24 protein-coding genes are annotated in these 24379 nt (G+C 43.6%); 12 read left to right on the top strand and 12 right to left on the bottom strand.

Going from position 1 to position 24379, the window contains the following annotated elements:
* Positions 1-15: 15 nt before the first annotated feature.
* Positions 16-630 (bottom strand): fumarylacetoacetate hydrolase family protein, encoded by a 615-nt coding sequence (locus AACV20_RS15225; protein WP_094145091.1) that lies wholly within the window; start codon positions 628-630, stop codon positions 16-18.
* A gap of 284 nt (positions 631-914) precedes the next feature.
* Between AACV20_RS15225 and AACV20_RS15230 the strand changes: the two genes are divergently transcribed.
* The 3 genes from AACV20_RS15230 to AACV20_RS15240 all read left to right on the top strand — a co-directional run bounded on the left by AACV20_RS15230 (position 915) and on the right by AACV20_RS15240 (position 3885).
* Positions 915-1910 (top strand): porin, encoded by a 996-nt coding sequence (locus tag AACV20_RS15230; RefSeq protein WP_170907576.1) that lies wholly within the window; start codon positions 915-917, stop codon positions 1908-1910.
* A 461-nt stretch (positions 1911-2371) separates the two neighbouring features.
* Positions 2372-3256: a DMT family transporter gene (locus AACV20_RS15235; RefSeq protein WP_013868098.1), complete on the top strand. Its 885-nt coding sequence runs from the start codon at positions 2372-2374 to the stop codon at positions 3254-3256.
* A 59-nt stretch (positions 3257-3315) separates the two neighbouring features.
* Positions 3316-3885, top strand: a complete 570-nt coding sequence (locus tag AACV20_RS15240; RefSeq protein WP_010320515.1) for a glutaredoxin domain-containing protein — start codon at positions 3316-3318, stop codon at positions 3883-3885.
* Positions 3886-4080: 195 nt separating this feature from the next.
* On the opposite strand, the gene AACV20_RS15245 is transcribed toward AACV20_RS15240, so the two are convergent.
* The 3 genes from AACV20_RS15245 to AACV20_RS15255 all read right to left on the bottom strand — a co-directional run bounded on the left by AACV20_RS15245 (position 4081) and on the right by AACV20_RS15255 (position 5990).
* A complete protein-coding gene (locus AACV20_RS15245; RefSeq protein ID WP_013868100.1) occupies positions 4081-4215 on the bottom strand; it encodes a hypothetical protein in 135 nt (44 codons plus the stop codon).
* A gap of 103 nt (positions 4216-4318) precedes the next feature.
* Positions 4319-4669 carry a hypothetical protein gene (locus AACV20_RS15250; RefSeq protein ID WP_026027570.1) on the bottom strand — a complete coding sequence of 117 codons (351 nt, stop codon included), beginning with the start codon at positions 4667-4669 and terminating at the stop codon, positions 4319-4321.
* Between the two features lie 124 nt (positions 4670-4793).
* On the bottom strand, positions 4794-5990 hold the full coding sequence (locus tag AACV20_RS15255; RefSeq protein WP_013868102.1) for a multidrug effflux MFS transporter: 1197 nt from the start codon (positions 5988-5990) through the stop codon (positions 4794-4796).
* 134 nt (positions 5991-6124) lie between these two features.
* Here AACV20_RS15255 and AACV20_RS15260 point away from each other — a divergent pair, with 134 nt between their 5' ends.
* Positions 6125-7009 carry a LysR family transcriptional regulator gene (locus AACV20_RS15260; protein ID WP_026027569.1) on the top strand — a complete coding sequence of 295 codons (885 nt, stop codon included), beginning with the start codon at positions 6125-6127 and terminating at the stop codon, positions 7007-7009.
* A 214-nt stretch (positions 7010-7223) separates the two neighbouring features.
* A complete protein-coding gene (locus tag AACV20_RS15265; protein ID WP_170907577.1) occupies positions 7224-9056 on the top strand; it encodes a putative bifunctional diguanylate cyclase/phosphodiesterase in 1833 nt (610 codons plus the stop codon).
* A gap of 52 nt (positions 9057-9108) precedes the next feature.
* Here AACV20_RS15265 and AACV20_RS15270 read toward each other — a convergent pair whose 3' ends face one another.
* Positions 9109-10416 carry a peptidoglycan DD-metalloendopeptidase family protein gene (locus AACV20_RS15270; protein ID WP_170907578.1) on the bottom strand — a complete coding sequence of 436 codons (1308 nt, stop codon included), beginning with the start codon at positions 10414-10416 and terminating at the stop codon, positions 9109-9111.
* A 186-nt stretch (positions 10417-10602) separates the two neighbouring features.
* Positions 10603-10902 (bottom strand): isoamylase early set domain-containing protein, encoded by a 300-nt coding sequence (locus AACV20_RS15275; protein WP_026027568.1) that lies wholly within the window; start codon positions 10900-10902, stop codon positions 10603-10605.
* Positions 10903-11113: 211 nt separating this feature from the next.
* Between AACV20_RS15275 and AACV20_RS15280 the strand changes: the two genes are divergently transcribed.
* From AACV20_RS15280 to AACV20_RS15295, 4 genes are all read left to right on the top strand, one after another.
* On the top strand, positions 11114-12775 hold the full coding sequence (locus AACV20_RS15280) for a SulP family inorganic anion transporter (RefSeq protein ID WP_013868108.1): 1662 nt from the start codon (positions 11114-11116) through the stop codon (positions 12773-12775).
* Positions 12776-13126: 351 nt separating this feature from the next.
* Positions 13127-14503, top strand: a complete 1377-nt coding sequence (locus AACV20_RS15285; RefSeq protein WP_026027937.1) for a YjiH family protein — start codon at positions 13127-13129, stop codon at positions 14501-14503.
* A gap of 200 nt (positions 14504-14703) precedes the next feature.
* Positions 14704-15171 carry a molybdopterin-dependent oxidoreductase gene (locus AACV20_RS15290; RefSeq protein WP_013868110.1) on the top strand — a complete coding sequence of 156 codons (468 nt, stop codon included), beginning with the start codon at positions 14704-14706 and terminating at the stop codon, positions 15169-15171.
* Positions 15171-16271: a GGDEF domain-containing protein gene (locus tag AACV20_RS15295; RefSeq protein WP_170907579.1), complete on the top strand. Its 1101-nt coding sequence runs from the start codon at positions 15171-15173 to the stop codon at positions 16269-16271. Before AACV20_RS15290 ends, AACV20_RS15295 begins: the two co-directional genes overlap by 1 nt.
* Positions 16272-16344: 73 nt before the next feature.
* Here the strand turns inward: AACV20_RS15295 and pstB are convergent, their stop codons facing one another.
* The 5 genes from pstB to AACV20_RS15320 form a co-directional block, all read right to left on the bottom strand.
* Positions 16345-17094 (bottom strand): phosphate ABC transporter ATP-binding protein PstB, encoded by a 750-nt coding sequence (pstB, locus tag AACV20_RS15300; RefSeq protein WP_064626472.1) that lies wholly within the window; start codon positions 17092-17094, stop codon positions 16345-16347.
* A 45-nt stretch (positions 17095-17139) separates the two neighbouring features.
* Positions 17140-18003: a phosphate ABC transporter permease PstA gene (gene pstA, locus AACV20_RS15305; protein ID WP_026027681.1), complete on the bottom strand. Its 864-nt coding sequence runs from the start codon at positions 18001-18003 to the stop codon at positions 17140-17142.
* Positions 18004-18008: 5 nt separating this feature from the next.
* The gene (gene pstC, locus AACV20_RS15310; RefSeq protein WP_017045968.1) at positions 18009-18941 is read right to left on the bottom strand and encodes a phosphate ABC transporter permease subunit PstC; all 933 of its coding nucleotides are present in this window, start codon (positions 18939-18941) and stop codon (positions 18009-18011) included.
* Positions 18942-19152: 211 nt separating this feature from the next.
* Entirely contained in the window at positions 19153-19974 is an 822-nt protein-coding gene (locus AACV20_RS15315; RefSeq protein WP_026027935.1) for a phosphate ABC transporter substrate-binding protein, read from the bottom strand.
* A gap of 282 nt (positions 19975-20256) precedes the next feature.
* Positions 20257-21159 carry a DMT family transporter gene (locus AACV20_RS15320; protein WP_026027934.1) on the bottom strand — a complete coding sequence of 301 codons (903 nt, stop codon included), beginning with the start codon at positions 21157-21159 and terminating at the stop codon, positions 20257-20259.
* A gap of 97 nt (positions 21160-21256) precedes the next feature.
* On the opposite strand from AACV20_RS15320, the gene AACV20_RS15325 reads away from it, so the two are divergent.
* From AACV20_RS15325 to AACV20_RS15335, 3 genes are all read left to right on the top strand, one after another.
* Positions 21257-22702, top strand: a complete 1446-nt coding sequence (locus AACV20_RS15325) for an aminotransferase-like domain-containing protein (protein WP_170907580.1) — start codon at positions 21257-21259, stop codon at positions 22700-22702.
* Positions 22703-22792: 90 nt separating this feature from the next.
* On the top strand, positions 22793-23314 hold the full coding sequence (gene speG / locus AACV20_RS15330) for a spermidine N1-acetyltransferase (RefSeq protein ID WP_013868118.1): 522 nt from the start codon (positions 22793-22795) through the stop codon (positions 23312-23314).
* Between the two features lie 17 nt (positions 23315-23331).
* Positions 23332-23577 (top strand): Rho-binding antiterminator, encoded by a 246-nt coding sequence (locus AACV20_RS15335; protein WP_170907581.1) that lies wholly within the window; start codon positions 23332-23334, stop codon positions 23575-23577.
* A 51-nt stretch (positions 23578-23628) separates the two neighbouring features.
* On the opposite strand, the gene AACV20_RS15340 is transcribed toward AACV20_RS15335, so the two are convergent.
* Positions 23629-24237, bottom strand: coding sequence for a 2OG-Fe(II) oxygenase (locus tag AACV20_RS15340; RefSeq protein ID WP_029189973.1), 609 nt, complete (start codon positions 24235-24237; stop codon positions 23629-23631).
* Between the last annotated feature and the right edge of the window lie 142 nt (positions 24238-24379).

Here is a 24379-nt window from a genome sequence, read left to right on the forward strand (position 1 = left end):
TCGCGCAAATCAGTTTTATTGCGCTAGCCATTCAATCTCGATTAAGGTCTGCTCTCCACATTTAAGACGCCCTAAAAAGAGATCGCCACAATGCACTTCTCCAACGCCTTGTGGCGTTCCGGTCATCACAACGTCACCATCACGCAGCGATGTGTAAGATTTCAGCTCTTCTAAAATGGTGGCGGGTGAATAGATCATTTGGTTGACACCGCCGCACTGAACCCGAACACAGTTGATGAATAGCTCTAACTGCAACTTATTGATGTCGATACCATGCAGTGGCACAAATCGGCTAAGTACTGCTGAACCATCAAATGCTTTCGCCCGCTCCCAAGGTAAACCTTTTGCTTTAAGCTGAGATTGCAGTACCCGCTTAGTCAGATCTAACCCCAAACCAACCGCGCTGTATTGACCTTTTTTGATCAAAAAACAAATTTCAGCTTCATAGTGAAGCGTCTCTTGGTGAAACGAGGATAGAGTGGTTGTAATGCTCGTATTGGGTTTATTAAACACCACCATTTGTTCTGGCATTGTGTTGTTAAGCTCTTGAATATGTTCAATATAGTTCCGACCAACACACAACACTTTAGACGGGGTTATCTTCTGTTTATCCAAACGAACCGAATACATATACTCTTCCTTGAGATGACTAAGATCGTCGAGTTTACCTCATCTACAGCGCGAGTGAATGGATTTGAATCTTCATTAGATAAAAGTAAGATCTTCGACTCAAAATTCATGGCACCTTGATTATTTTGAACATCACTACATAACATTCTTTTTAATAAATCATCAATAAAAACAACATGTAAACATCATGAATCAGTAATTAAACATTCATTTAAAACATCTACTTTACTCACATCAAACCGTTCGAGCACTGAAGCTCATTGATTATGGATAAGGTAAATAAAATGAAAAAAGCAACAATCGCAACCGCAATTCTTACAGCATTGGTATCAGGTTCTTCTTTTGCTGCGACTGTTTACAAAGCGGATGGAAATGAGCTTAAAGTTGGTGGACGTGCAGAATTTCGTGGCGATTTCGGTGGTGATGACAAAGGCAAAGAAATTGAAGGCACGATGAAAAACAAAAGCCGTGCGCGTTTGAACATTACAGGTTCAACAGAAATCTCTGACTCTTTGAAAGGTTTTGCAACCTATGAAGCAGAGCAAACGGTTAATTCCTCCGCCAGCAACGATAAAAATTCTGATTTCAACCAACGTTACCTATTTGCAGGTTTACAAGCTGATTTTGGTGCTATTTCTGTCGGCCGCCAAGATACGGCTGGCGTGCAAATTTCTCAAATGTCAGACATCGGTACTTATACTGGCGCTCAAAAAGAGTTCATCAACGCAGGTAATGAGCAAATCAACAACACCTTCCTCTACGCAGCTACATTTGATGCCCTCAATGTGAAAGCAAGCTTTATTGCAGGCGAAGAAAAAGACACCGATGGCTTTGGTCTTTCTGCAATTTATAACTTACCTATCGGCCTTGGTTTAGGCTTGGGCTACGCAAGCAACGATAATGGCACAGGCCAAGGTGCAGCGAATCAAATTATTGCCGGTGCGAATTACACGTTGGACGATTTGTACTTAGGCCTGACCTATACACAAGGGGATTTGGACGATAAAGCGAAGAGCGAATTCAACGGGATTGAATTTGCTGCGCAATACAAAGTCACAAGTAACTTCCGCTTGATTGGGGTGTATCAAAAAACGGAAAATGAAACTGCAAACGTCACAACGACGAAAAGTGATTTTGCTGAGTTGACAGGGCGTTATGATTTCAATAAATCAATCTACACTTACGTTGCCTACAAAATGAACAACCTAGATAAAAAAGACCTCGGCACTGCGTATGATGCAAAAGACTCTATTCGCCTAGGCCTGCGTTACAACTTCTAATTTCAATCATACGAACGCATATACTCCCTAAGGATATCATCCTTTTGGCCAAGCACTCGCTTGGCCTTTTTTATTTGACGGCATTGCACCACGATAAAACACATTGCACTAGGTTAGACCATTCTTCATAGAGGAAAAAACATAATTTCAATATTTTTCAATAAGTTAACGATGGCACACAACCTGCTATGTAATAAGTACAAATGCATGGCAGCGTTTGTGCTTCTTTTCAGTGCTAAGGCAGAGCACTGGCCGTTCATGTTCTTTCGCCCTCTTTTTAGGGGGCTTTTTTTATCCCATCACCACAGCCCATACGCAAAATTTTTGGCGTTTCAGACAAGTTGAAATCAGCAGGGATAACACTTGCTCAAATTTATTGAACCACTCCATTTATTTCAGAGATTGGTTTAACGCTGATAAGTCAGTATGATTCAACGACTTTTTCTATAACCCTCTTCTCTATGACCAAAATACTTCACCACCCAATCCAAGGGGCAAGTTGGATGCTAATCGCAGGCCTCGCCTTTGCGATAGTCAATAGCCTTGCTCAAGTCGCCAGTATCAATTATGGCCTGTCATCTACCACGGTGGCGCTGGTTCAATATGCCATCGCGTTAGTCGTTATTTTGCCGTATTTATCAACGTTAGGGATCCGCTACTCGCTGCGCACCGAGCATTTAAGCATGCATATTTTCCGTGTGTTTTTATCTGTGATTGGCATACAACTCTGGTTATGGGCACTCGCCTATCCCGTACCCATTTGGCAAGGTATTGCACTGCTGATGACCTCTCCTCTGTTTGCCACGATTGGCTCAGGCCTTTTTTTAAAAGAGAAAGTGGGTACAGCGCGCTGGGGAGCAACATTAACTGGCTTTGTCGGGGCGATGATTATCCTTGAACCTTGGGCTGACGATTTCAACTGGGCATCGTTGCTGCCTGTTGGCGCGGCATTTTTTTGGGCTTGTTACTCTTTGATGGTGAAAAAACTGTCTGCCCATGACTCACCGTCTACTATGGTGGTCTACCTTTTGGTACTGATCACACCGTTCAATCTACTGCTCGCTTTACCAGATTGGCAAACACCTCAAGGGAGCACTCTATGGCTCATATTGCTTTTTGCGGGTGCGATGACAGCACTGGCTCAATGGGCGATCGTTAAAGCCTATGCGGTGGCAGATGCGTCTTTTGTGCAACCTTTTGATCACGCGAAGCTGCCACTGAATGTTTTGGCGGGTTGGTTAGTGTTTGGCTGGGCACCACCCGGGCGATTATGGCTTGGCGCCGCCATCATTATCGCTTCAGTGGCCTTTATTACTCACTGGGAAACAAAAAAATCTTCGCGTTGAAATAAAAAGTCACTCAACTCTTTCCTATTCTCTAAGCAATGCTTCTTGAGGAAAACACGATGGCAAAACCGATAAAAATCACACTATACCGATGGGCTGGAAGTTGGGGTCCATTTAAAGTCACCATCCCTTGCGGCGAGTGTACGCTCACCAAAGACATTTTGACTGACACCTTCAATAATGAACTGGAGGGCATTCCCATCGAGTTAGAAGTCAAAGACTGGCTATCGTACTGGTGGGAACCCTTGAAACTTGGCGCATGGCACGCCCCAATATTGGTCGTTGAAGGTAAAGTGATCAGCCAAGGAGAAGCGTTAAATCGAGGTGTTTTGGTTCAATCGGTGATCAAAGAGTGGGCACAACGTGACGAGTTAACTGGCAATATTGTGTATGGAAAAGCCACTTGCCCGTACTGCGTCAAAGCAAAGAAATTGCTGGATGAAGCGGGAATTCAATACACCTATCATGATGTAGTCAAAGAAAGTGCGGCGCTGTACCGGATGATCCCAGAAGTTAAAGCCATCATTGGTCAAAAAACGCCCGTCACTGTGCCACAAATTTGGCTAGAAAGCCGCTATATCGGCGGGTGTGATAAATTGGAAGATTGGCTAACCAAAAAAAGTCAGTAGTGCCCCAGAGCATCTGGTTACTTTAGAAGAAAAAGTACTGACACCTCAGAAACCGCCGACTCTTTAGTCAGTAATGGTATACGGGCTCTTTGTGGACGAATGGTGGACGAATTTGCACAGCCATTTTTACCCCAGTAAATAAAGCAAAGCCCCAGCTTGTTACCAAGCTAGGGCTTTTTGATTCTTAGGCATTCACTATTTGCTGAATTTCTTCACTAGCGTTTTAATGAAAGACTTTTTCTTTGCTTGTGGTTTGCCATGCATTGCATCATACATCGCTTTTTTTGCGATCAGTTGACCAACGTAAGCACCACCTAATTCATAACCCATGAATCACCTCAACATGTAATTTATTTACCTGACGAGGTGTATATTAGTCCAAAAAAGAACAAAAACAAGACTTTAGTCACAAAATAAAGTAATTAATTTTCAGTTAACCGCGTTTAGGCTGCTTATAGGTTTTACCAGCAGCCAAGTAAGTTTCTTTCTGCTTAACTTCAAACATGGTTTCAAAAAACCAAGCAACAAACTTAATAACGTCATCGCCTTCATTCATAATGTGTTCGACAAACTCTTCTTCTTCACCTTGCTCATTTTCTTGCAACACGACGTGGTAAATGCGTTGCTCCCCATCCACTTCGGCTAAAGCAAACTGACCCACTAACGATAAGGCTGCTTCAGCAATATCTTGATCTTCAAATACTTTCAGCATATCTAACGCTTGAGGAAGTGTTTTTTGCTCGCACAAGCTTTTGACTAATGCTTGAAATTCATCTTGTTGCATTGATTTTTCCGTCGAATTAATGTCGCCGAGATTATACCTCAAATTATTTCTCTTGTGCCGACATGTACGATGTAAATGCACCACTAGACTTAAACCACTTCAAACCGGAAGGGTATAAACAGCATTAAGCGAATTTGGTTTGACGTAAGCGATAGGAAGAACACAACACCAAAAACATAGCGCAACTGGTTGCTAAATAGAACCAGCCTAGCGACATCTGACTCGTGATCCATCTTTCCACCAAGTATCCCCCTAAAAATCCAGCTAAACACATTTGAATGGAGCCAGATAGAGCCGCAACGGAACCCGCTTGAGTTTTGTGTGGCCCGAGCAGCATGCTGGTGGATAATGGAAATGAGATACCTTGCGCAATCGTTAACCAAGTAAATCCCCACACTAAATTGAACACGCTCATCGGTGTTATCAGTAACCAAACACCGGCAAAAGCCATAATGACAATCGCCAAAGCAAGTAAACGTTGGGATGAAAAACGATCATTGAGTAAGTTAACGGCAACACTGCCTATCATCAAACCCGCGGAAGGGACGATCATTACGGTTCCATAATCGGCGGCCGTTAACCCCAGCTTGTTTTGCAAGAGAAAAGGCAGCACCGACAGAGTCACTAAACTAGATAAATAGCTGATCCAGTTGTAACTGGCGCTGGTCAGCACTTGGGAATTTTTCAAGAGTAGCAAATAGTTATGCAATACGGCCTTCGGTTGAAACCGATGTTTCGCGTATGGCAACGTTTCTGGCAATATCCACCAACCTAAAATAAAAATGGTACAGATATACACTAATACGAACACAAACACGGACTGCCAACTTAAATGAAAGGCAAGCCACCCACCGAGCACAGGGGCAATAATTGGCATAATTGAGGCGGTGATGGCGATGTAAGAAAGCGCCTTTGTTAATTGCAGACCATCATAACTGTCACGCAGCACACTGCGGCCAAGAACAGAAGCACTTCCCGCGCCAAGCCCTTGCAGTAGGCGACCAGCAGCCAACGCATGAAAATTATCCGAAAAACAGACACACAATACTGTACCGGCCAAGTAGATCCCCTGCCCGAGTAAAAATGTCGGGCGTCTACCAACCGCATCAGACAATGGCCCGTAAAAAAGCTGTGACATTCCAAACGCCACTAAAAAGAGCGTGACGAGCCATTGAATACTGGCTTGGTCAACCATTAAGTCTCGGCTGATCAACGGCAGTGCAGGTAAATAGATGCTCACCCCAACTTGGCCCGTGGCAATGATCATCATCGCCAATAACATCGGCGTCTTTTTAAATGGTGTGCTAGCGAGAGTTTTCATGGGTTGCTAAGTGAGCTCTTATCGTCGGTAGGTGTGGTGTCAAAATACGTTTTCAGTATATATTGGCAACTCAGATTTGATAATAAAGCACTCAGGAAATGAATTAGTTCCAATGAGGAATGAGTAGGGTAACGATGGATTGGATACAAAATGTTAAAACATACATGCGAGTGGTTGAAGAAGGCAGCTTTAACGGCGCGGCACGTAAGCTCAATACCACCAGCTCAGCCATCAGTAAACGAGTACATTGGCTGGAAGAGAAAATTGGCGTGCAGTTACTTAAGCGCACCACACGAACGGTGACACAAACCGAAGCGGGTGCTCTCTTTTATGAGCGAGCAAAAGCACAACTTGAAAGTTGGCAATCGGTGGTTGATGAAACACGATCTGTCAGCCAAACTCCCGCTGGCCTGCTAAAAATTGGGGCGACACTCTCTGTGGGCTCAAAATTTTTGGTGCAGTATTTAGATGAATTTCTACAGCGCTACCCTGACATTCGAATCCAACTGACCACAACAACTCCGGGGCAATTGCCCGAACTTCACCTTGATTTATTCATCAGCCGAGAAATTGACCAACTCAATTCCCTCAGTTTTAAAGCCTCACCCCTATTTGAACATAGGGCCGGCTTTTATGCTTCTCCTAACTATATTGAAAAATATGGTATGCCCAAATCTGCCGAACAGCTTCAACAGCACAATGTCTTGATTTGGGGAGAACACACAACGCGCGAATTAAAAACCTCAACGGGCAAACGCCTATCGTTATCGGGTAATTTCGCGACAACCAATCCAGAAGCACTTTTCTATGCAGGCAAAAATGGCATGGGAGTGATTGTCACCAACGACGTGATGGTCAAAGAAGAGCTACGTTTGGGCAATCTGGTACGTTTGCTACCCGATATCACCGTTGATCAAGCAACGGTTTACGCTTATTACCCTAAACTTGATTATCAACACACTCGAACTCATTTATTTCTCAACTACTTAAAAGAAAAATTAACGAATGAAGCTAGGTAACTAAATTGGGGTTACGTCTATTTCCATCACAAAATTGTCCACCAGAGCAAATTTACCCTAGACAAAAAAGTACTCATAAAACTCTGCAACTAAGCCGCTGAATAACCAATATTTTATTTTTTGCATCTCAAGTACCCATCATTGCGAGTGGCAAAACTGCGCAATGTCGACCATAGTCACTAAGTGCATATTCTAAAAAAACAGAGTACGACATATGACTAAAACATCATTGGCTAGGGATGCAGTTAGTCTAAACACCATTAACGAGCTCATGCTGCTCGATGGCTCTGAGTTACATGATCGGGCCACATTGGTGCTGCATACACATTTTCAAACCTGCTGTACATGCATCGTCGAGTTAGACAAATGGCATTACAGAGCTCACACCTTATCTCATGCTGGTGAGACGCCAGACAACAACGACACGGGTTATCCGCTCAGGGGAACACCGTGTGAGCAAGTGTGGAAATCAAAACAGGAATACTGTCTGTTTCCATCACAAGTGACCAAAATTTTTCCTGATGACAAGTTTCTAATTGAAAATAAGATTGATGCCTATATCGGTATTCCCCTACGTGCCAAGAATGGCGAAATACTCGGAATGCTCGTGTCTACCTTCTACTCTCCCATCAAAGATGAGGAATTCGTGATTGGCTACCACCGAATCATTGCGAACATAGTCGTTCACTGCCTGCGCAATAAGTGGTTGAGCGAACGCTCTGACAGCTTGGTTAATCAACTTAGCTACGAAGTTTCTCACGACAACCTGACTGATTTAATGAACCGCAGTTATCTAGCTGACAAATTAGAACGCTTAGTTGAAACAACCAATGAACCGTTTACTCTTGCTTATTTAGACATCGATAATTTTAAATCGATCAATGACTTATATGGGCACTATATTGGCGACCAAATCATTAAGTTTGTGGCTAATGCCATCATTAAAAGCGTTCCGGAAGAGAATTTGGCATTTCGAATCGCAGGGGATGAATATGCGTTTATCACCTTCTCTAATGATCCGTTGCAAATCTGCCGCTGTATATTGGATAAGCTAAATACAGGTTATGTCGATGCATCACATCGCATTAAAATTAGCTTAAGCATTGGCATTTCAAGGAAAACTCAAGAGACAATCACGGCCGATCAACTGATTCTCAATGCCTGTTTAGCACTCAAAGAGTGTAAGCAAACTCGCGGTAGTAATATCCGTTGCTATGATACCCATCTGAGTGACCAATACCATCGTCAAACCCAAATCACAGAAGCTCTACGCCGTGAACTCAATAAGTTAACCAGTAAAAATAGTGAACTATTTGTGGTAGCGCAACCGATCGTCAGTCGTCACCAAGAACAGTGGAACTATTTTGAGATTCTCACTCGCTGGAATAGCGAAACTCTGGGTGCGATTTCACCGATTGAGTTTATCGATACTGCTGAGCAGTCAGGTTTAATTGTGGAATTAGGAGAACGCATTGTTGAGCTGGCATGCCTAGCAAAAGTTGAGCTAGAGGAGGGCTTAGGCTACAAGGTAAAATTGGGACTTAACTGTTCGGCACATGAACTGATCAATTCCAAGCGCTATCTCGAACACTTAATGCAAACCATTACTCAATACGGCTTTGAGCCCAATGAATTCACAATTGAGCTCACCGAAACAGTACTACTTTCACAAACCAGTGAAGTTAGATACATCTTAGATAAGCTCAGACTACTTGGTTTTACCATCGCGCTTGATGACTTTGGCACTGGCTATTCGAGCTTGAATTACATCCATAGCTACCCCATCGATTGCATTAAAATTGATGCCACTTTTATCAAAAACATGGTGTGTAACGAAACAACGGAGCGCGTAGTTTGGTTGATTATTCAATTGGCAAATCAACTTCGAGTTGATCTCGTCGCAGAAGGGGTGGAGAACCAAGAAGCTCTGGAGAAACTCTATGCTATGGGCTGTGAACAGATCCAAGGTTACTATTTTTCAAAGCCAGAAACACCGCACTCTATCGTGACTCACTGGAACAACATGAGCCATGTACGGCGCGCATAAAAAACCCTCACTCTGAAAGTGAGGGATTACTAATATCCATTATGCTATCACATTAAGACTCTTGGTCAGCCGAAGACTCACTGGTGGCATACCGCAGTTCTTGCTGCTGAAGCATAGAATCGAGTTCATTACGCCTTGCAACAAACCCCGCCATCTCTTTTTTAGGCACTGAGTTTGCCATTGGTATGTTGGCGGTCATGGCATTCACTGCGCGATCTCGAACCATCAGCTCATAATGCAGATGAGGTCCAGTGACTCGGCCCGATTGCCCAGATAAACCGATCCGCTCACCTCGCGATACTTTCTGACCTTTACGCACTAAAATTTTACTCAAATGCAAATAGCGTGTTTTGTAAGTACTGCCATGTTGTATCACCACGTAATTACCCGCATAAGGGTGCTTACGCGTCATGATCACCGTACCATCGCCAGTCGAGAATACCGGAGTACCGACTGGTACACCAAAATCAGTACCATTGTGCGGAGCCACTCTTTTTGTGACTGGGTGCAGGCGATGCGCATCAAAGTTAGAGGTAATGCGTTTATTTGTCGTCGGATAGCGTTGAAATGCGCGCTGTAAACTATCGCCATTTTTGTCATAGTACTGCCCATCACGGTGTAAATAAGCAGAAACGTCTTTGCCTCGACTGTAGATTTTAATCGCTTGGATTTCACGATTGCCCGTCAATTTCTCACCGACAAATTGACGAGATTGAACCACTTCAAATCGATCGCCAACCCTAAGATCACGAGAGAAATTGAGTTTATCTTTAAGTAAAGAGACGATCTGTTCTATCTCAGCGCTGCCTAACCCTATCGAATTGACCGACTGAGAAAAGCTGCCTTGGATCTCGCCAACCATGGCGAACTCTTTCCATACACCCGGTATTTTAACATCTTGAAACTCATAGGTACCATCATCTAAACGTGAATATACCGCGCGCTCGACTAGGCTAAATTCTAGCTCCATTTTGGAAAGCGCATTTCCATTTTGCGCTTTCCAAAACCTGAGGATGTTGCCAGGTTTTAACGTATCCAATGCGAGGTAGTTTAAATCGGTTTCCATAATCTTCATCAAGTCTTGGTAACCAAAGCCAAGTTGATTAAAGATAGTACTTAAATTGTCACCAGATTTAATCTCATATTCAAAATCCGGAAGATTTTTTACCTCAATAGCATCAGATAAGATCGACTGAACAATTTGAGTTTCGGTAATAGAGAGCTCAATTTGGCGCTGTAAGGAGCTATCCTGAATAGACGAGGAAAATGCGATGGCCGCGACAATCGGTAGGCCAATAATCGACGCTTTTTTTGGAAGTGAAAACTCAGAAAAGCGCAGAATGAGAGAACGAGGAAGCACTATCTATCCTGTGGATTAAGTCAAAAGAGCCTCAAGATTAAGACTTTCTGTTTCAAAAGTCACCTATATCGTGTGATTCTATGGTCAAAAAAGGCACCGGAGTGCCTTATAATAAATCAACAATTACACGTGGAAATGAGTACTGTCCTAATCATATTTCACGCTTTCACAAGATTTATCAACAACCTATTGATAAGTCGTTACTAGGCTATTTTCCTCGCCAAAACCATTGGCAATGTACTGGTCAGCGCTAGGATCGTTAACCCATTGTTGGTCATCCAACAAGTAACGAAATTGAAATTCAGCATCTTTAGGCAAACGGGTTTTAAATTTAAAACTATTACTTTTCGCCACCTTTTTCATCGGTTCTGGTTGCCAGTCAAGAAAGTCCGCTACTATCGCAACATTGCCAGCCGTATCTGGGGCGTCCACTTCAAAGGTCACTTCGACTTCTTCTTTTGTTTTAAAAAAACGTTTATTGATCATCACAAACTCCATCTCTGTATAAAAAACATCCTACCTAGTGAATCATAAGAAAATAGACTCACATCCACAACTCTAAATAGTAAAAATTCCGCCGCCGAACCACTATATTTATAACCTCAGTTGAATATTCACCCCTCTTTACAGCATTTTAAATGAGCGTAGAATCCACCGCGCTTTCTATTTTCCCCTATTTTCAATAAGGTTATCAATTATGTTTGCCGTATATGAATCCTATAAAGCCGGTCTGCTACGACCAAAACAGTGGCTAAATAATATCAGTGCAGGTTTGATTGTAGGGGTTGTCGCTCTGCCACTGGCGATGGCATTCGCTATTGCTTCTGGCGTGAAACCAGAGCAAGGGATATACACCGCCATTATTGCAGGCGTTATCGTTTCACTGTTTGGCGGCTCGCGAGTGCAGATAGCCGGCCCAACGGGCGCTTTCATCGTGATACTCGCTGGAATTGTTAGCCAGTATGGGGTCAGTGGGTTGCAGATAGCCACTATGATGGCCGGTGTGATTCTATTGGTTCTGGGGGTCGCAAAACTCGGTAGCATTATCCGCTATATTCCTGACCCCGTAATCGTCGGCTTCACCAGCGGTATCGGTGTCATCATCTGGGTTGGGCAATGGCAAGAATTCTTCGGCCTCCCCAAAATCGAAGGTGAGCATTTTCATCAAAAATTAGTGTCTATTTTCCATGCCTTTCCGCAGATGGATTGGGCCACAACAGGCCTTGCGTTATTTTCACTCGCGCTGGTTATCTTCGGTCCTAAGATCCCGAAGCTCTCGAAAGTACCAGGGCCGCTGCTTGCTCTCGTCACCGTTACCGTGTTGCAATATTTTGTTGGCTTTGAAGGGATCCGCACGATTGGATCGGCTTTTGGAGGCATACCTCAAGGACTGCCAGAGTTTTCGCTTCCAGAAGTTAGCTTCTCTCAAATTATTCTATTGATTGGCCCTGCTTTTGCGATTGCCATGCTAGGTGCGATTGAATCATTGCTTTCGGCGGTGGTCGCTGATGGTATGGCGGGCACCAAACACAACTCAAACCAAGAATTAGTCGGCCAAGGTATCGCTAATATCGTTGCTCCTCTCTTCGGTGGTATTGCAGCAACAGGCGCCATTGCACGTACTGCAACCAATATACGCAACGGGGGGACAAGCCCACTTTCGGGCGTGGTGCACTCGCTCACTCTGGTCATTATCCTTATTGCACTTGCACCATTAGCCGTCAATATTCCACTGGCAGTACTCAGTGCGATTTTGTTCGTCGTAGCATGGAACATGAGTGAAGTTCCCCACTTTATTAAATTGGTTAAACGTGCACCCAAAGCCGATGTGGTTATTTTGTTGCTAACATTTGGATTAACCGTGTTTGCTGACTTAGTTGTCGCCGTCAACATCGGGGTGATCATCGCTACCCTTCACTTTGTAAAACGTATGGCATCTAGTGTTGAGGTAAAAGCCAGTACACACCATGAGCTCAGTGCTGAGCTGCTTCGTCATGGGCAAACTCAGTTACCAAGAGAGCTCGCCGTTTATGCCTTAGAAGGCCCATTTTTCTTTGCTGCGGCTGAAACCTTTGAGCGTGTGATGAGCAGCATTCAAGAGCAGCCAGAAATTTTAATTATTCGCCTTAAATGGGTTCCATTTATGGACATTACTGGCCTGCAATCCATTGAGGAAATGATCGAAAACTTCCATAAAAAGAATGTGCAAGTGTTGATCTCTGGTGCAAATACTCGTGTTGCAATGAAACTGAAAAAAGCGGGGATTGTTGATTTGGTCGGTGAAGATAATTTCTTTAGTCAATTCGATGATGCGCTCAGCGTTAGCCTACAACGTTTGAATATCAGTACAGCTCAATAAAGCTCATTGGACCTATACATTTTTGGCCTTTAGCCTACGGTTAAAGGCCTTTGACTGACCCGTCCCTCTTACCTTAACCGCCCAATTTTCCGCAGCCCTCCTTAACTCTTTTTAAAACGCACGCCTCAATCACCAACAGATTATTAACCAATGCAACAATAACAAAACAAATGACCATGTTATCTGAGAATAACAGCTCTTTTGTTTGAATACTTAACCTTGATTAATGAATAGTATTGCAAGCCATCTTAAAAATAGATATTCTTGCCTGCAATGACTAAATAGAGCTATTTAGTGCATTTTTATGCCACCAGTTGGTGACTATTGACCCGCAGTAATACGAGACACGACATGCAAGATAACGCTCAAACTATTGAAGCTCCTGTAGCACCAACACAAAGTAGCTTTTGGATGTTTTTCATCCCTTCGTTAATTGGTCTATTTTTGTTTATGGCGCCAATTAGCTACCAAGGTGACTTAACCATTCCAGTTGCCGTCCTTGCTAAATCTATCCAAGCTATTTTGGGCGATTACCTTGTTGCAATAGTGACAGTGATCATCGCCTTTATGTCTGCAGCTTCCATTTTATGTAAAATTTTTCAACCTGCATTCATTACAAAGAGTCCTTTCTTAAATGGGCTTTTTAATCCATCGGCTCTTTGGTTAGCCGTCCGTGTATTTGGTGGTATCGCCGTCATCATGACGTTTTTCCAAATCGGCCCTAAGGCTATCTGGGAAGAAAACACTGGCGGTATGGTTCTTGAGGGTTTATTACCCACTTTATTTTCTGTATTTATTTTTGCAGGGCTTTTGCTGCCTTTACTGCTTAACTTCGGGCTACTGGAGCTATTTGGTAGTTTATTAAGCAGAATCATGCGTCCAGTTTTCAACCTTCCAGGCCGTAGCGCAATCGACTGCATGGCTTCTTGGTTGGGCGACGGTAGTGTCGGTATTTTGCTGACCAGCAAACAGTACGAAAGCAAATTCTACACACAGCGTGAAGCCGCTATTGTTGGTACAACGTTTTCTGCCGTTTCAATTACCTTCAGCTTAGTCGTTATTGCGCAAGTTAAGCTAGAGCATCTGTTCCTACCTTTTTATGGCACCATTTGCCTTGCAGGCTTTGTTGCAGCGATCATCATTCCTCGCCTGCCACCATTAAGTTTCAAAAAGAACACTTATATTGATGGTACCTCTCCAGCTAAAGATGCCGATGCAGTTCCAAGCGGCCATACCTCGTTCTCATGGGGGATGGAATTAGCACTGGCGAAAGCAAGCCAAGTTAAATCTGCAAAATCGATCTTCGCTGAAGGCATGCGTAACGCTGTTGATATGGTGTTTGGTGTGCTACCTGTCGTGATGGGCTTGGGTACTCTGGCTCTGATTGTTGCAGAATACACCTCTGTATTTTCTGTATTGGGCCAACCGTTTATTCCTTTTCTAGAATTACTTGGTGTACCTGAGGCTGTTCAAGCATCTCAAACCATTGTGGTCGGTTTTGCGGATATGTTTATTCCCGCGATTCTTGCAGCTTCCATTGATAATGAAATGACACGTTTCGTGATTGCGGCCATGTCAGTGACTCAGTTGATCTATATGTCTGAAGTGGGTGCATTAATGCTAGGCAGCAAAATTCCTGTCAACATCCTTGAGCTGTTTGTCATATTTATTCTGCGTACGCTCATTACACTGCCAGTGATAGCTGGTGTAGCACATCTCATTTTTTAGTAAACAATGCAGCAGTAACGGCACTAATAACATTTCAATATGCAAGTCCCCACTTATGTGGGGATTTTTTGTTCTAAACTAAAGATTGATTCGACCAAATTAACAGAAATATAAATAGAAAATAATTTCATTGATTAAATTATCACCTTATACTTTTAGCCTATGCTCTAAGAAAAAAGCAGAAGTAAATAAGGTAGTTTATGATGAGATGGATAACCGCTTTACCACTTATTTTTTTCAGCTTATTTGTTCATGCTGCAAGCTTAACTATTACCCTCCCAAACCAAGATCGGGTTACTTATTCTCTTGCACAATTGGCAGAGATACTGCCTCGTGAAACCTTCACGACTCAGCTTCCTTGGTTACCAAAAGAAAATACTTTCACTGGTTTTAAAGTTATTGATTTAATTAATCATTTGCAAGTTGGACAGGTTTCTTCTGTATCATTTTTGGCCATTAATGATTACGCCGCTAATATTGCAATTGAAAACTTAACTCGCTATGAACCCATTATTGCTTATCACATGAATGGCGATGAAATGAAAATAAGAAACAAGGGGCCGTTTTGGCTGATCTACAATCTAGATAAATATCCACAAATAGACAATGGCATTTATTACACCCAAATGGTGTGGCAGTTAGAAAAACTATTGATTCACGGTAAATAATGAATTTTACAAAACACAGCACTTTACACCCCTTGCTATACCGGGCAAAAACACTGTTGATTGTCCTGTCAGCCACCTTGATCGTCGCTAATTTGTATATACTTTCGACCACACGCTCTTTAGCCAACTCCTATACAGACCAGCGTAACTATGCAACTTGGTATTTATTCCAGCTCACCAAGGAGTATTCTGAGCTGGTTGCTTCGATTCCTTATTACCTAGAGTCAAAGGAGAAGAAAGCGCACACTTGGCTGCAGTATGAGCTGATTTGGAGCCGTTTTGACTTGATTCTAACGAGTAAGGAATCGGATAATTTTATGGGTAGAACGGATTCCCAGCATTTCTTTAAGAACAACTTTGATGATTTCAAAATATTAGAAAGCTTATTGCTGGCCGTTAAAGATCAAAAGTCATTGGCTGTATTTGAAAAACATGCTCGCTTGATTTACGACCAGATTATCGGCTATGTAAACCAAAACTTTCAACTGCAAAGCCCTATCTATCTCGAGCAAAAAGAAAAAGCAAATAGGCTAACACAGGTACAATTTCTGCTGATGTTCTTGATGCTGGGTTGCATTGGCTTAGTTAGCTATATTTTTCATAAAGAAGCGGTTGCTCAGCGTACCTTAGCGTTAACTGACCCTCTAACTGGACTTGCAAACCGCCTTGCGATGTTTGAAGAGCTGAATCAAATTTCTACCAACAACCCCTTCTCTCTCTTTCTTCTCGACTTAAATGGCTTTAAGCCCATTAACGACCAAAATGGTCATAAAGCAGGGGACAGTGTGTTGCAGCAAGTAGCGTTTCGCTTAACACATTCGATTCCAACCTTTGATTATTCGGTATTTCGTATGGGGGGTGATGAGTTTGCCCTGATCATCCATAGCGTAGATGCGATGGAACTGAGCATTATGCAACGCCACATTAAAGCGTGTTTTAAAGAGAATTTCTTCGTGGATAATGGAGTGGGAGCAAAGCTTTCAACCAGTATCGGTATTGCCTCTTTTCCTAAAGATTCAGCCAATATTAATCAATTAATACATATTGCGGATAAGAATATGTATGCCATGAAGTTTCTACAAAAAAGCCCCTCTGTATGAGGGGCAAAGTTACCATCGCTTTATAGTTATAATGAGTCCGCTATTATTCCAGGTTAGTCGCTGCAATAAGTGACTAGCCGAAATCGCCATTGACATATCCCATGGTTCTATCATCTTTAGGATTGTTGAAAATCACTTGTGTATCATTGTGTTCAACCAATTCCCCCATTAAGAAAAACGCTGTGCGATCAGAAATACGACGCGCTTGCTGCATTGAGTGCGTGACAATAACGATGGTGTAATTCTTTTTCAGCTCTTCCATCAATTCTTCAATTTTGTGTGTTGCAATCGGGTCAAGGGCGGACGTTGGTTCATCCATCAAAATCACATCCGGCTCCATCGCTATCGTACGTGCGATGCACAAACGCTGTTGTTGACCACCAGAGAGGCCAAACGCATGTGACTTCAAACGATCTTTTACTTCATTCCACAACGCCGCGCCGCGCAATGAGCGCTCAACCACTCCATCGATGTGCTTTTTATCTTTAATCCCTTGTGCGCGTAACCCATACGCCACGTTTTCATAAATACTCATTGGGAACGGATTTGGCTTTTGGAACACCATTCCCACTTTGATACGCAGATCTGCAACATCAATATTGCCGTAAATATCTTGCCCATCCATCGCCAATTTACCGGTGATAGTCACGCCTTCAATGAGGTCATTCATTCGGTTCAAACAGCGTAATAAAGTCGATTTTCCGCAGCCAGAAGGGCCAATCAGCGCTGTCACTTGACGAGTTGGAATAGGTAGGTTGATTGATTTTAGCGCTTGGTTATCGCCATAAAAAAGGTCTAGGTTTTCAATATTAAATTTGTTCATTCTTGTTATCTCTCAAAATTCTGTAAATCGCGCCCAACGCTCTGCTTAATAAGAAGCGGTATTAAATCGTCTTGCGATTAGCTTCGTCACCATGTTGATCAGTAGCACAACCACAATCAGCACGGTTGCTGTGCCGTAGGCTTGATTCCACTCTTCAACCGTGAACAGCTCTGTTGTGAGCTTGTAAAGGTGAACGGTTAGGGTGCGGCCTGAATCGAGCAATGAATCAGGAATACGTGCCACCATTCCTGCGGTTAAAAACACAGGGGCCGACTCGCCAATAACACGACCAATACTCAAAATAATTGACGTGAGGATGCCGGGCATTGCACTTGGCAAAATCAGACGCCAAATGGTGTATATTTTTGAGGCTCCAAGACCATAAGAACCTTCGCGATAAGTTTGAGGAACGGCCATCAACGCTTCTTCTGTGGTCCGAATGATCACAGGCAAAATCAAAATGCTGAGCGTTAGCGCACCCGACAAAATAGAGAAGCCTAAGCCTAGAATCACCACAAAGAAGGTCATGCCAAATAGACCAAAGATAATGGAGGGGATCCCCGCCAAAGATTCGGTACAAAAGCGGATCACTTTCACCAAGCGGCTACCGATTTTGGCGTATTCGGTAAGATAAATCGCCGTCATAATACCCAACGGGGCGGCCACCGAAATAGAAGCGATCACCATATAAATCGTCGATATGATCATCGGGAAGATCCCGTGTTCATTGCCAGTACGGGTGTAATCGTCAGTAACGAAATTCCAATCTACGTGTTGTAGCCCGTTAGAAAGGATGTACCAGATAATCCAAAATAGGAAGCCGACTGTTACAGCAGCCGCAATCCAAATAGATATTTTCAATACGTTATCTTTTAGCTGGCGGGCACGTTTTAGTTTTACTGTATCCATCACTATTATCTCGCTCTCTCACGGTTTAAATAGAGCAATGTGGCATTCAAGATCATGATGAATGCCAATAGCACAACGCCTGTTGCATAAAGCGCACTGGCATGAACACCACTTGCGTAAGACATTTCAATCGCAATATTGGCTGTCAGCGTGCGTGCTGAGTCTAAAATACCTTCAGGCATCGCTGGCGCGTTGCCCATCACCATAATAATGGCCATGGTTTCACCGAGCGCACGCCCAATTCCTAAGATGACGCCGGTCATAATTCCGGAACGAGCTGCCGGTACAAGCAGTTTGAAGATGGTAAAAATACTGGATGCACCTAATGCCAAAGAACCTTCTTTGTACGCATGAGGGACGGCTCGAATAGAAGTTTCGGACACGGTAATCACCGTCGGTAAGATCATGACACCAAGCACAATAATGCCCGCGAGAATGGTATTGCCCGCAGGAACTTGGAAAATGTCCTGAATCAAAGGAACAATAATCACAAGACCAAAGAAACCATAGACCACGGAAGGAATACCAGCGAGCAATTCAACGGCTGGGCGAATGATATTCGCGACACGTTTTGGTGCGACTTCGGCAATAAAGATAGCGGTGAGTACGCCCACAGGCACACCAACGATAACCGCACCAAACGTTGAAACCACAGAAGCGACAATCATAGTTGCCACACCATACAGAGCTGGCGGCAACCAATCTTGTCCAAGGACGATACCCGAGATACCCACTTCTTGAAATGCGGGAATACTTTCGCGGAAAATGAAGTAGGCAATGATGGCAAGAGACACAATGCCAATAATGGCACTGGTAAGAAACAACCCGTGGAAAATGCGCTCTTTCCAGTCCACACGCTTTTTAGCACGAAGTGCACGTTTGGAAGCTTGCGTAGAAACGTTGTTCATAAGCTTTTCACTATTTGTTGCGATGGTCATAGTATCAATCTCACTATTCGATGGAATCGACGTGGATAGAAAAGGCTCAGCCCCAACGATGGGCTAAGCAAACTTTTAAAGTTATTTCCCCAAACAACTTGAAGTGGCGGCTAAACAGCAAGTCAGTGAATTCCCATCCACATGGATAAAGCATGTGATTGGGCTGAACGAAACAACGCCGCTGCAACTTCAAGTCGAATGGGAGAGTCAATTAGTTCACTGCGATATAGTGATGTTCTGCAACGAGTTTTTGAGCTTCAGGCGTTAGCATCCAATCAAGGAACTGTTGCGTTTGAGCGGATGGTTGGCCTTTTTTGTACAGTACAAGGAAAGGACGAGCCACTTTGTATGAACCATTTTTCACGTTATCTACCGATGCATCAGTACCGTCTACCGCTAAGGCATGAACCGTGTTATCAACGGTGCCAAGAGAGATGTAACCGATGGAATAAGGGTTAGACGCAACCATAGTTTTCAAACTGCCGTTACCGTTAGCTACTTGAGCTCGTTGAGAGATAGCAGATACCGTCTTGTCTGAGATTTTTTTTGTCAGTTTCATAATCTCTTCGAATGCACCACGAGTCCCTGATGCGGTATCGCGAGTAATTGCAACGATAGGTTTGTCTTCACCACCGACATCTTTCCAATTCGTGATCTCGCCTCGGTAAACGGCAGAGACTTGTTCAGCACTCAACCCTTTTACTTTATTGCTTGGATGCACAACCACCGCTATACCATCAAGCGCGATCTTTTCTTCAACTAATGATGCTTCTTTTTCTGAGCTTTTTAGGCCACGTGAAGACATACCAATATCCGCACTGCCGTTCTTAGCGGCTTTAATACCGGCAGAAGAACCTGGGCCTTGAACCTCAATAAACACGTCCGCGTTTTTCTTCATATATGTTTCAGAGAAAACTTCCATCAATGGCGTTACGCTGCTAGAGCCAACAGCAGAAATGGTTTCTTTTGCAAAAACTGGGTTAACTGCCAATGCACCTAAAAGAGCGATTGCACCGATTACTGTCTTTTTCATCACAAATATCCTTAAGAGGCTTTATTGCCGTTGTGTATTGAACGAAACTCACTTTAGGACGCAAATATGACAGTTGTGTTTCACTTAGTTTAAAACTAGATGACACAGTAAAATATTTTAGGAAAACAGAGGAAGGGCAGCGCATTTTTGAGTGCATCACTTAAGATCAATCTGAAAAAATTGGCAAAGTCATTAGGTGCCGCCGCGAGTCAGAAATTATCCATTGATTACCCAACCACCAGCAGAGCACCCCATTCTAAGTTCGGTTTATAGGGGTGAATTTTATGAACGCTCAAATACCGGTTTCGCCAATTTTCTCAGCAGATTCGGCTTTTTCACCACCAGATAAACAGCCGTAACGGCAAGGCAGAAGCCCGCAACACCAAACCCATCCAATGATTCATCAAAAGCAAGCCATGCTTGAATGGCGGTGGTTGGTGGTACAAGATAAAACACCGAAGCCACACTTGAGGCCGCACCGTGTTCAACCATATACAACAGCAATAAAATAGAGACACATGACAGCACCACAACCAGCCATACCAGTGTCATGATAAAGGTCGGTGTCCATTGCACTTGCATGGTTTCAAAGCTCCAAGCCCAAGGTAAAAATAGGCATAACGCAGCCACATATTGCACGGTAGCGCTGCCAATCATATCCACACCTTGGCAAAATTTTTTCTGATATAAGGTGCCGAGCGTGATGCCGAGCAGAGATAACAAACACAAACTAATGGCAGGCCATTTGTGTACTTCCGATTGCCACTCAATGTTACCCATCAAGACGAGACTTATCCCAGAAAACCCAAGAGCTAACCCTAACCACTGCGCCAGATTAAAGCGCTCTGTACTCATAAAAACCAGCAGCAGCGCAGTCAAAATGGGTTGTGTCCCCACCAGCAGAGCACTTAAACCTGCTGGCATTCCCCAAGAAATCGCTTGGTAGGTTCCGCCCAAATAGCAACCATGAATCAACACACCCGTTACACAGGAATGCCACAAATGGCGACCACGCGGAATGCGCCTTTTGAGCAATAACAACAAACCAATAAAAAGCACCACGTTCGCCACCATGCGCAGCGTGAGCAGCGTGGCAGGTTCCGCATACATTAAGCCAAACCTTGCGCCAACGAAACCAGATGCCCATAGCACGACAAACAAGAACGGGATCATTCTTACAAACATCACAAAATTCCTAGCCACAATCGATTCTATGCTGCTACTTTATTTGGGTACAGTTATGCGCAAAAGGCACAGATTTGAATAATTTAGTGGGTACAGAATGAAAAGTAAGCTTAAAAACACGGATCCTAAATATACTGAGGTAAAACGTCATCTTAAGCAGAGCATCGACGATGGTTTATTCCACGCACACGATAAAATGCCTTCCATTCGCCAGCTATGCGAACAACTGTCTGTCAGCAAAAATACCGTTATTCGTGCTTATCAAGAGTTAGAAGCGATGAATGTCGTCTACTCTCAGCCTCGTTCAGGCTATCGAGTCCAAGGTGCTGTAACCCCTTTGGAGATTCCGCTGCCACAACCCAATAGCATTGACCTGCTCTCTTTATCTAAATCAATTTTGGTTCAACCCACAGTGAAACATCACATGCCCGCAGGTTCAGCGCATCCTAATACGCAAGGCGCCGCGATTCGTAGTTTGTATGCAGAAATTGGCCGCCACAGCCGCCAGCAAACGCACATTCCTAGCCACTATCAGCTACCGCCAGGTAATAGCCATTTAGTCAAACAACTGCTAAAAATATCGCAAGATTTGGGCCTACAAATCAAAGCACAAGAAATCGCCATTACGCATGGCGGTCAGCAGGCCATCAGCCTCGCATTTCGTGCATTAACCAAGCGCGAAGACATTGTGGCCGTTGAGTCACCTTGTTATTTTGGCACGCTGCTGTTGCTTGAATCATTAGGCTTAAAAGTGGTGGAGATCCCCAGCCATAGTGTCGAAGGCATCGACATCAGCGCCCTCGAACAAGCGCTATCTCAATGGCCGATTAAGGCGATTCTCGTCACGCCTAATTTTAACAACCCAACCGGTTCACAAATGCCTCTGGAAAAACGTAAACAGCTTTTGGCTGTCAGTGATGATACACCAATTATTGAAGATGATGTGTTTGGTGGCCTGTATTTTCAAAAACCGATACCTTGCTTGAAGATGCTGGATGGCAAAGGCCGCGTTATTTACATCAATTCGCTCTCCAAAACCTTGGATTCACGGCTGAGGATCGGTTGGATCATCGCTGGAAAGTATCAAGCGCAAATAGAAAAGATATTGCTCAGCGAGAATATGGGCAGCTTGAATTTAATCCAATCAGCCGTAGCGGAATTTCTCGAAAGTGGTAAGTACCGCCAACATCTAGCCAAAATGCGCCGCACTTACCAACTGAACCAGCAGCGCTTTGCCAAATTGCTCACCACCTCGCTCAATCACTACCCGTCGCTGCAAGGACAGTTTCAATTAAGCCGACCTGAAGGTTCATTTTTATGCTGGCTGACACTTCCGTCATTCATCGATAGTTTTGAGCTTTATCAACGTGGCCTGCAAAACAAAATCAGCCTCCTGCCGGGGCATCTTTTTGCAACGCAGGGACAATTCCAACACTGTATCCGTTTCAGTGTAGCGAACTTTGAAGACAACATGGCATGGCAGGAAAGCATAAACAAACTGACCGAACTGATTCATCTCGCGGCATCAGATCACAAGACGTAAGCGTACGCATTTTAAAAAATTGCTGACTAACCACTTGTATTGCAACAAAGTCGGCATAAGATGAATGCCTTAGTTCAATGAAGGTTTGCTATGAATAATCAATTATCATTAAGAGCGTTAGAGCGCGGTGACTTACGCTTTATCCATGATCTCAATAACAACCGCAACATTATGTCTTACTGGTTTGAAGAGCCTTATGAATCTTTTGATGAGCTGGAAGAGCTGTACAACAAGCACATTCACGATAACGCCGAGCGTCGGTTTGTGGTTGAGAACCGAGATAAGGAACTGATCGGTCTCGTTGAATTAATTGAAATTGATTACATTCACCGCAGTGGCGAGTTTCAGATCATCATCACGCCAGAGCACCAAGGAAAAGGGTTTGCACAAACCTTGATCAACAAAGCCTTAGACTACTCTTTCACCATTTTGAACCTACACAAAATCTACCTGCATGTGTCGACGGAAAACGAAAAAGCCATCCATTTATACCAAAAAGCCGGCTTTGTTGAGGAAGGGCACTTAGTTGAAGAATTCTTCATTAATGGCCAATATCGTGACGTAAAGCGCATGTACATTTTGCAAAACGCGTATCTTAATAAGCCCGCGTAACGTCATAGGAGTGAATAATGGTCACTTGCAGTCAATATGATTACATTGAGCTCGCGTGTTTGTTTCATTTGCCCGTCAAGCTCACCTTAAAAAATGCTCTTACCTATTCAGGTACCGCGATGGACACTCTGCGCAATGAACACCAACAAGAGTGCATTGTGTTGAAAAATGAGCAAAGTGAACACTTAATTGAAACCAATGCCTTATTGATGATGGAGGCATTAAGCTCACATCCTCATTTTACCCTAATCAAATTTGACTGATAAAAGAGCGTGGCAACACACAAGCCACGCTTACTTATTAGCTTTTTTGCGTTAACTGGCAATATCGAGCTTGTTGCCTGTCACGCCATTAATGCGAAACCACCCAGCGATGCTGAAACGCTCAGCATTGGTAGGTTGTACTTCATGCGGAAAACGTTCGGATAAAAAGACCAGTAAACGCCCCGCTATCGGCGCAACCGTCGCGAGATACTGATCTTCAACATCGTAAATAACCAACTCACCTGCATCAGCACCACACCACCGATCATTCATATAAAATACCGTCGTCAGTTTGCGGCTGGCGTTGCCTGTAAAGGCATCGAGGTGTTTTTGGTAGAATGCCCCTATTTCATATTTGGCAAAATGAGCTTCGTATTCAAATAGCCCAAGAAAAAAGTGGCGGTTAACCTCTTGCCGAATTTGCTCCATACGTTGCAAATAGTCTTGCACAGGCAGGCCCATGCTGTTTTCAATCCACTGGATTTTATCGTTGCGTATTTCAACCTCTAATTGCAAGGCATCGTGCCTGCCAATTCGCGCCACTTGTAACTGCGGTGGCGTACACGCTCGTAGGTTTTTGGTTTGCTCTGGTGTTAAAAAGTCATCCCATATGTACCAACCTTGATCGGCAATTGCGTCCATCAATTTATCTAACGACATTTTCACACTACATATAACAAAAGTGCTGTGGTTATATCGATAGCAAGCCATAACAACAAATCGGTGTTTCGATGCTTAAGACAAGGCGAATTTGTCGAAGCCCAAACGACCCATGATATTTATAATGTAAATATTAGATCAT

This window comes from Vibrio sp. B4-6 (genome assembly GCF_963888245.1).
GTDB lineage: Bacteria > Pseudomonadota > Gammaproteobacteria > Enterobacterales > Vibrionaceae > Vibrio > Vibrio anguillarum.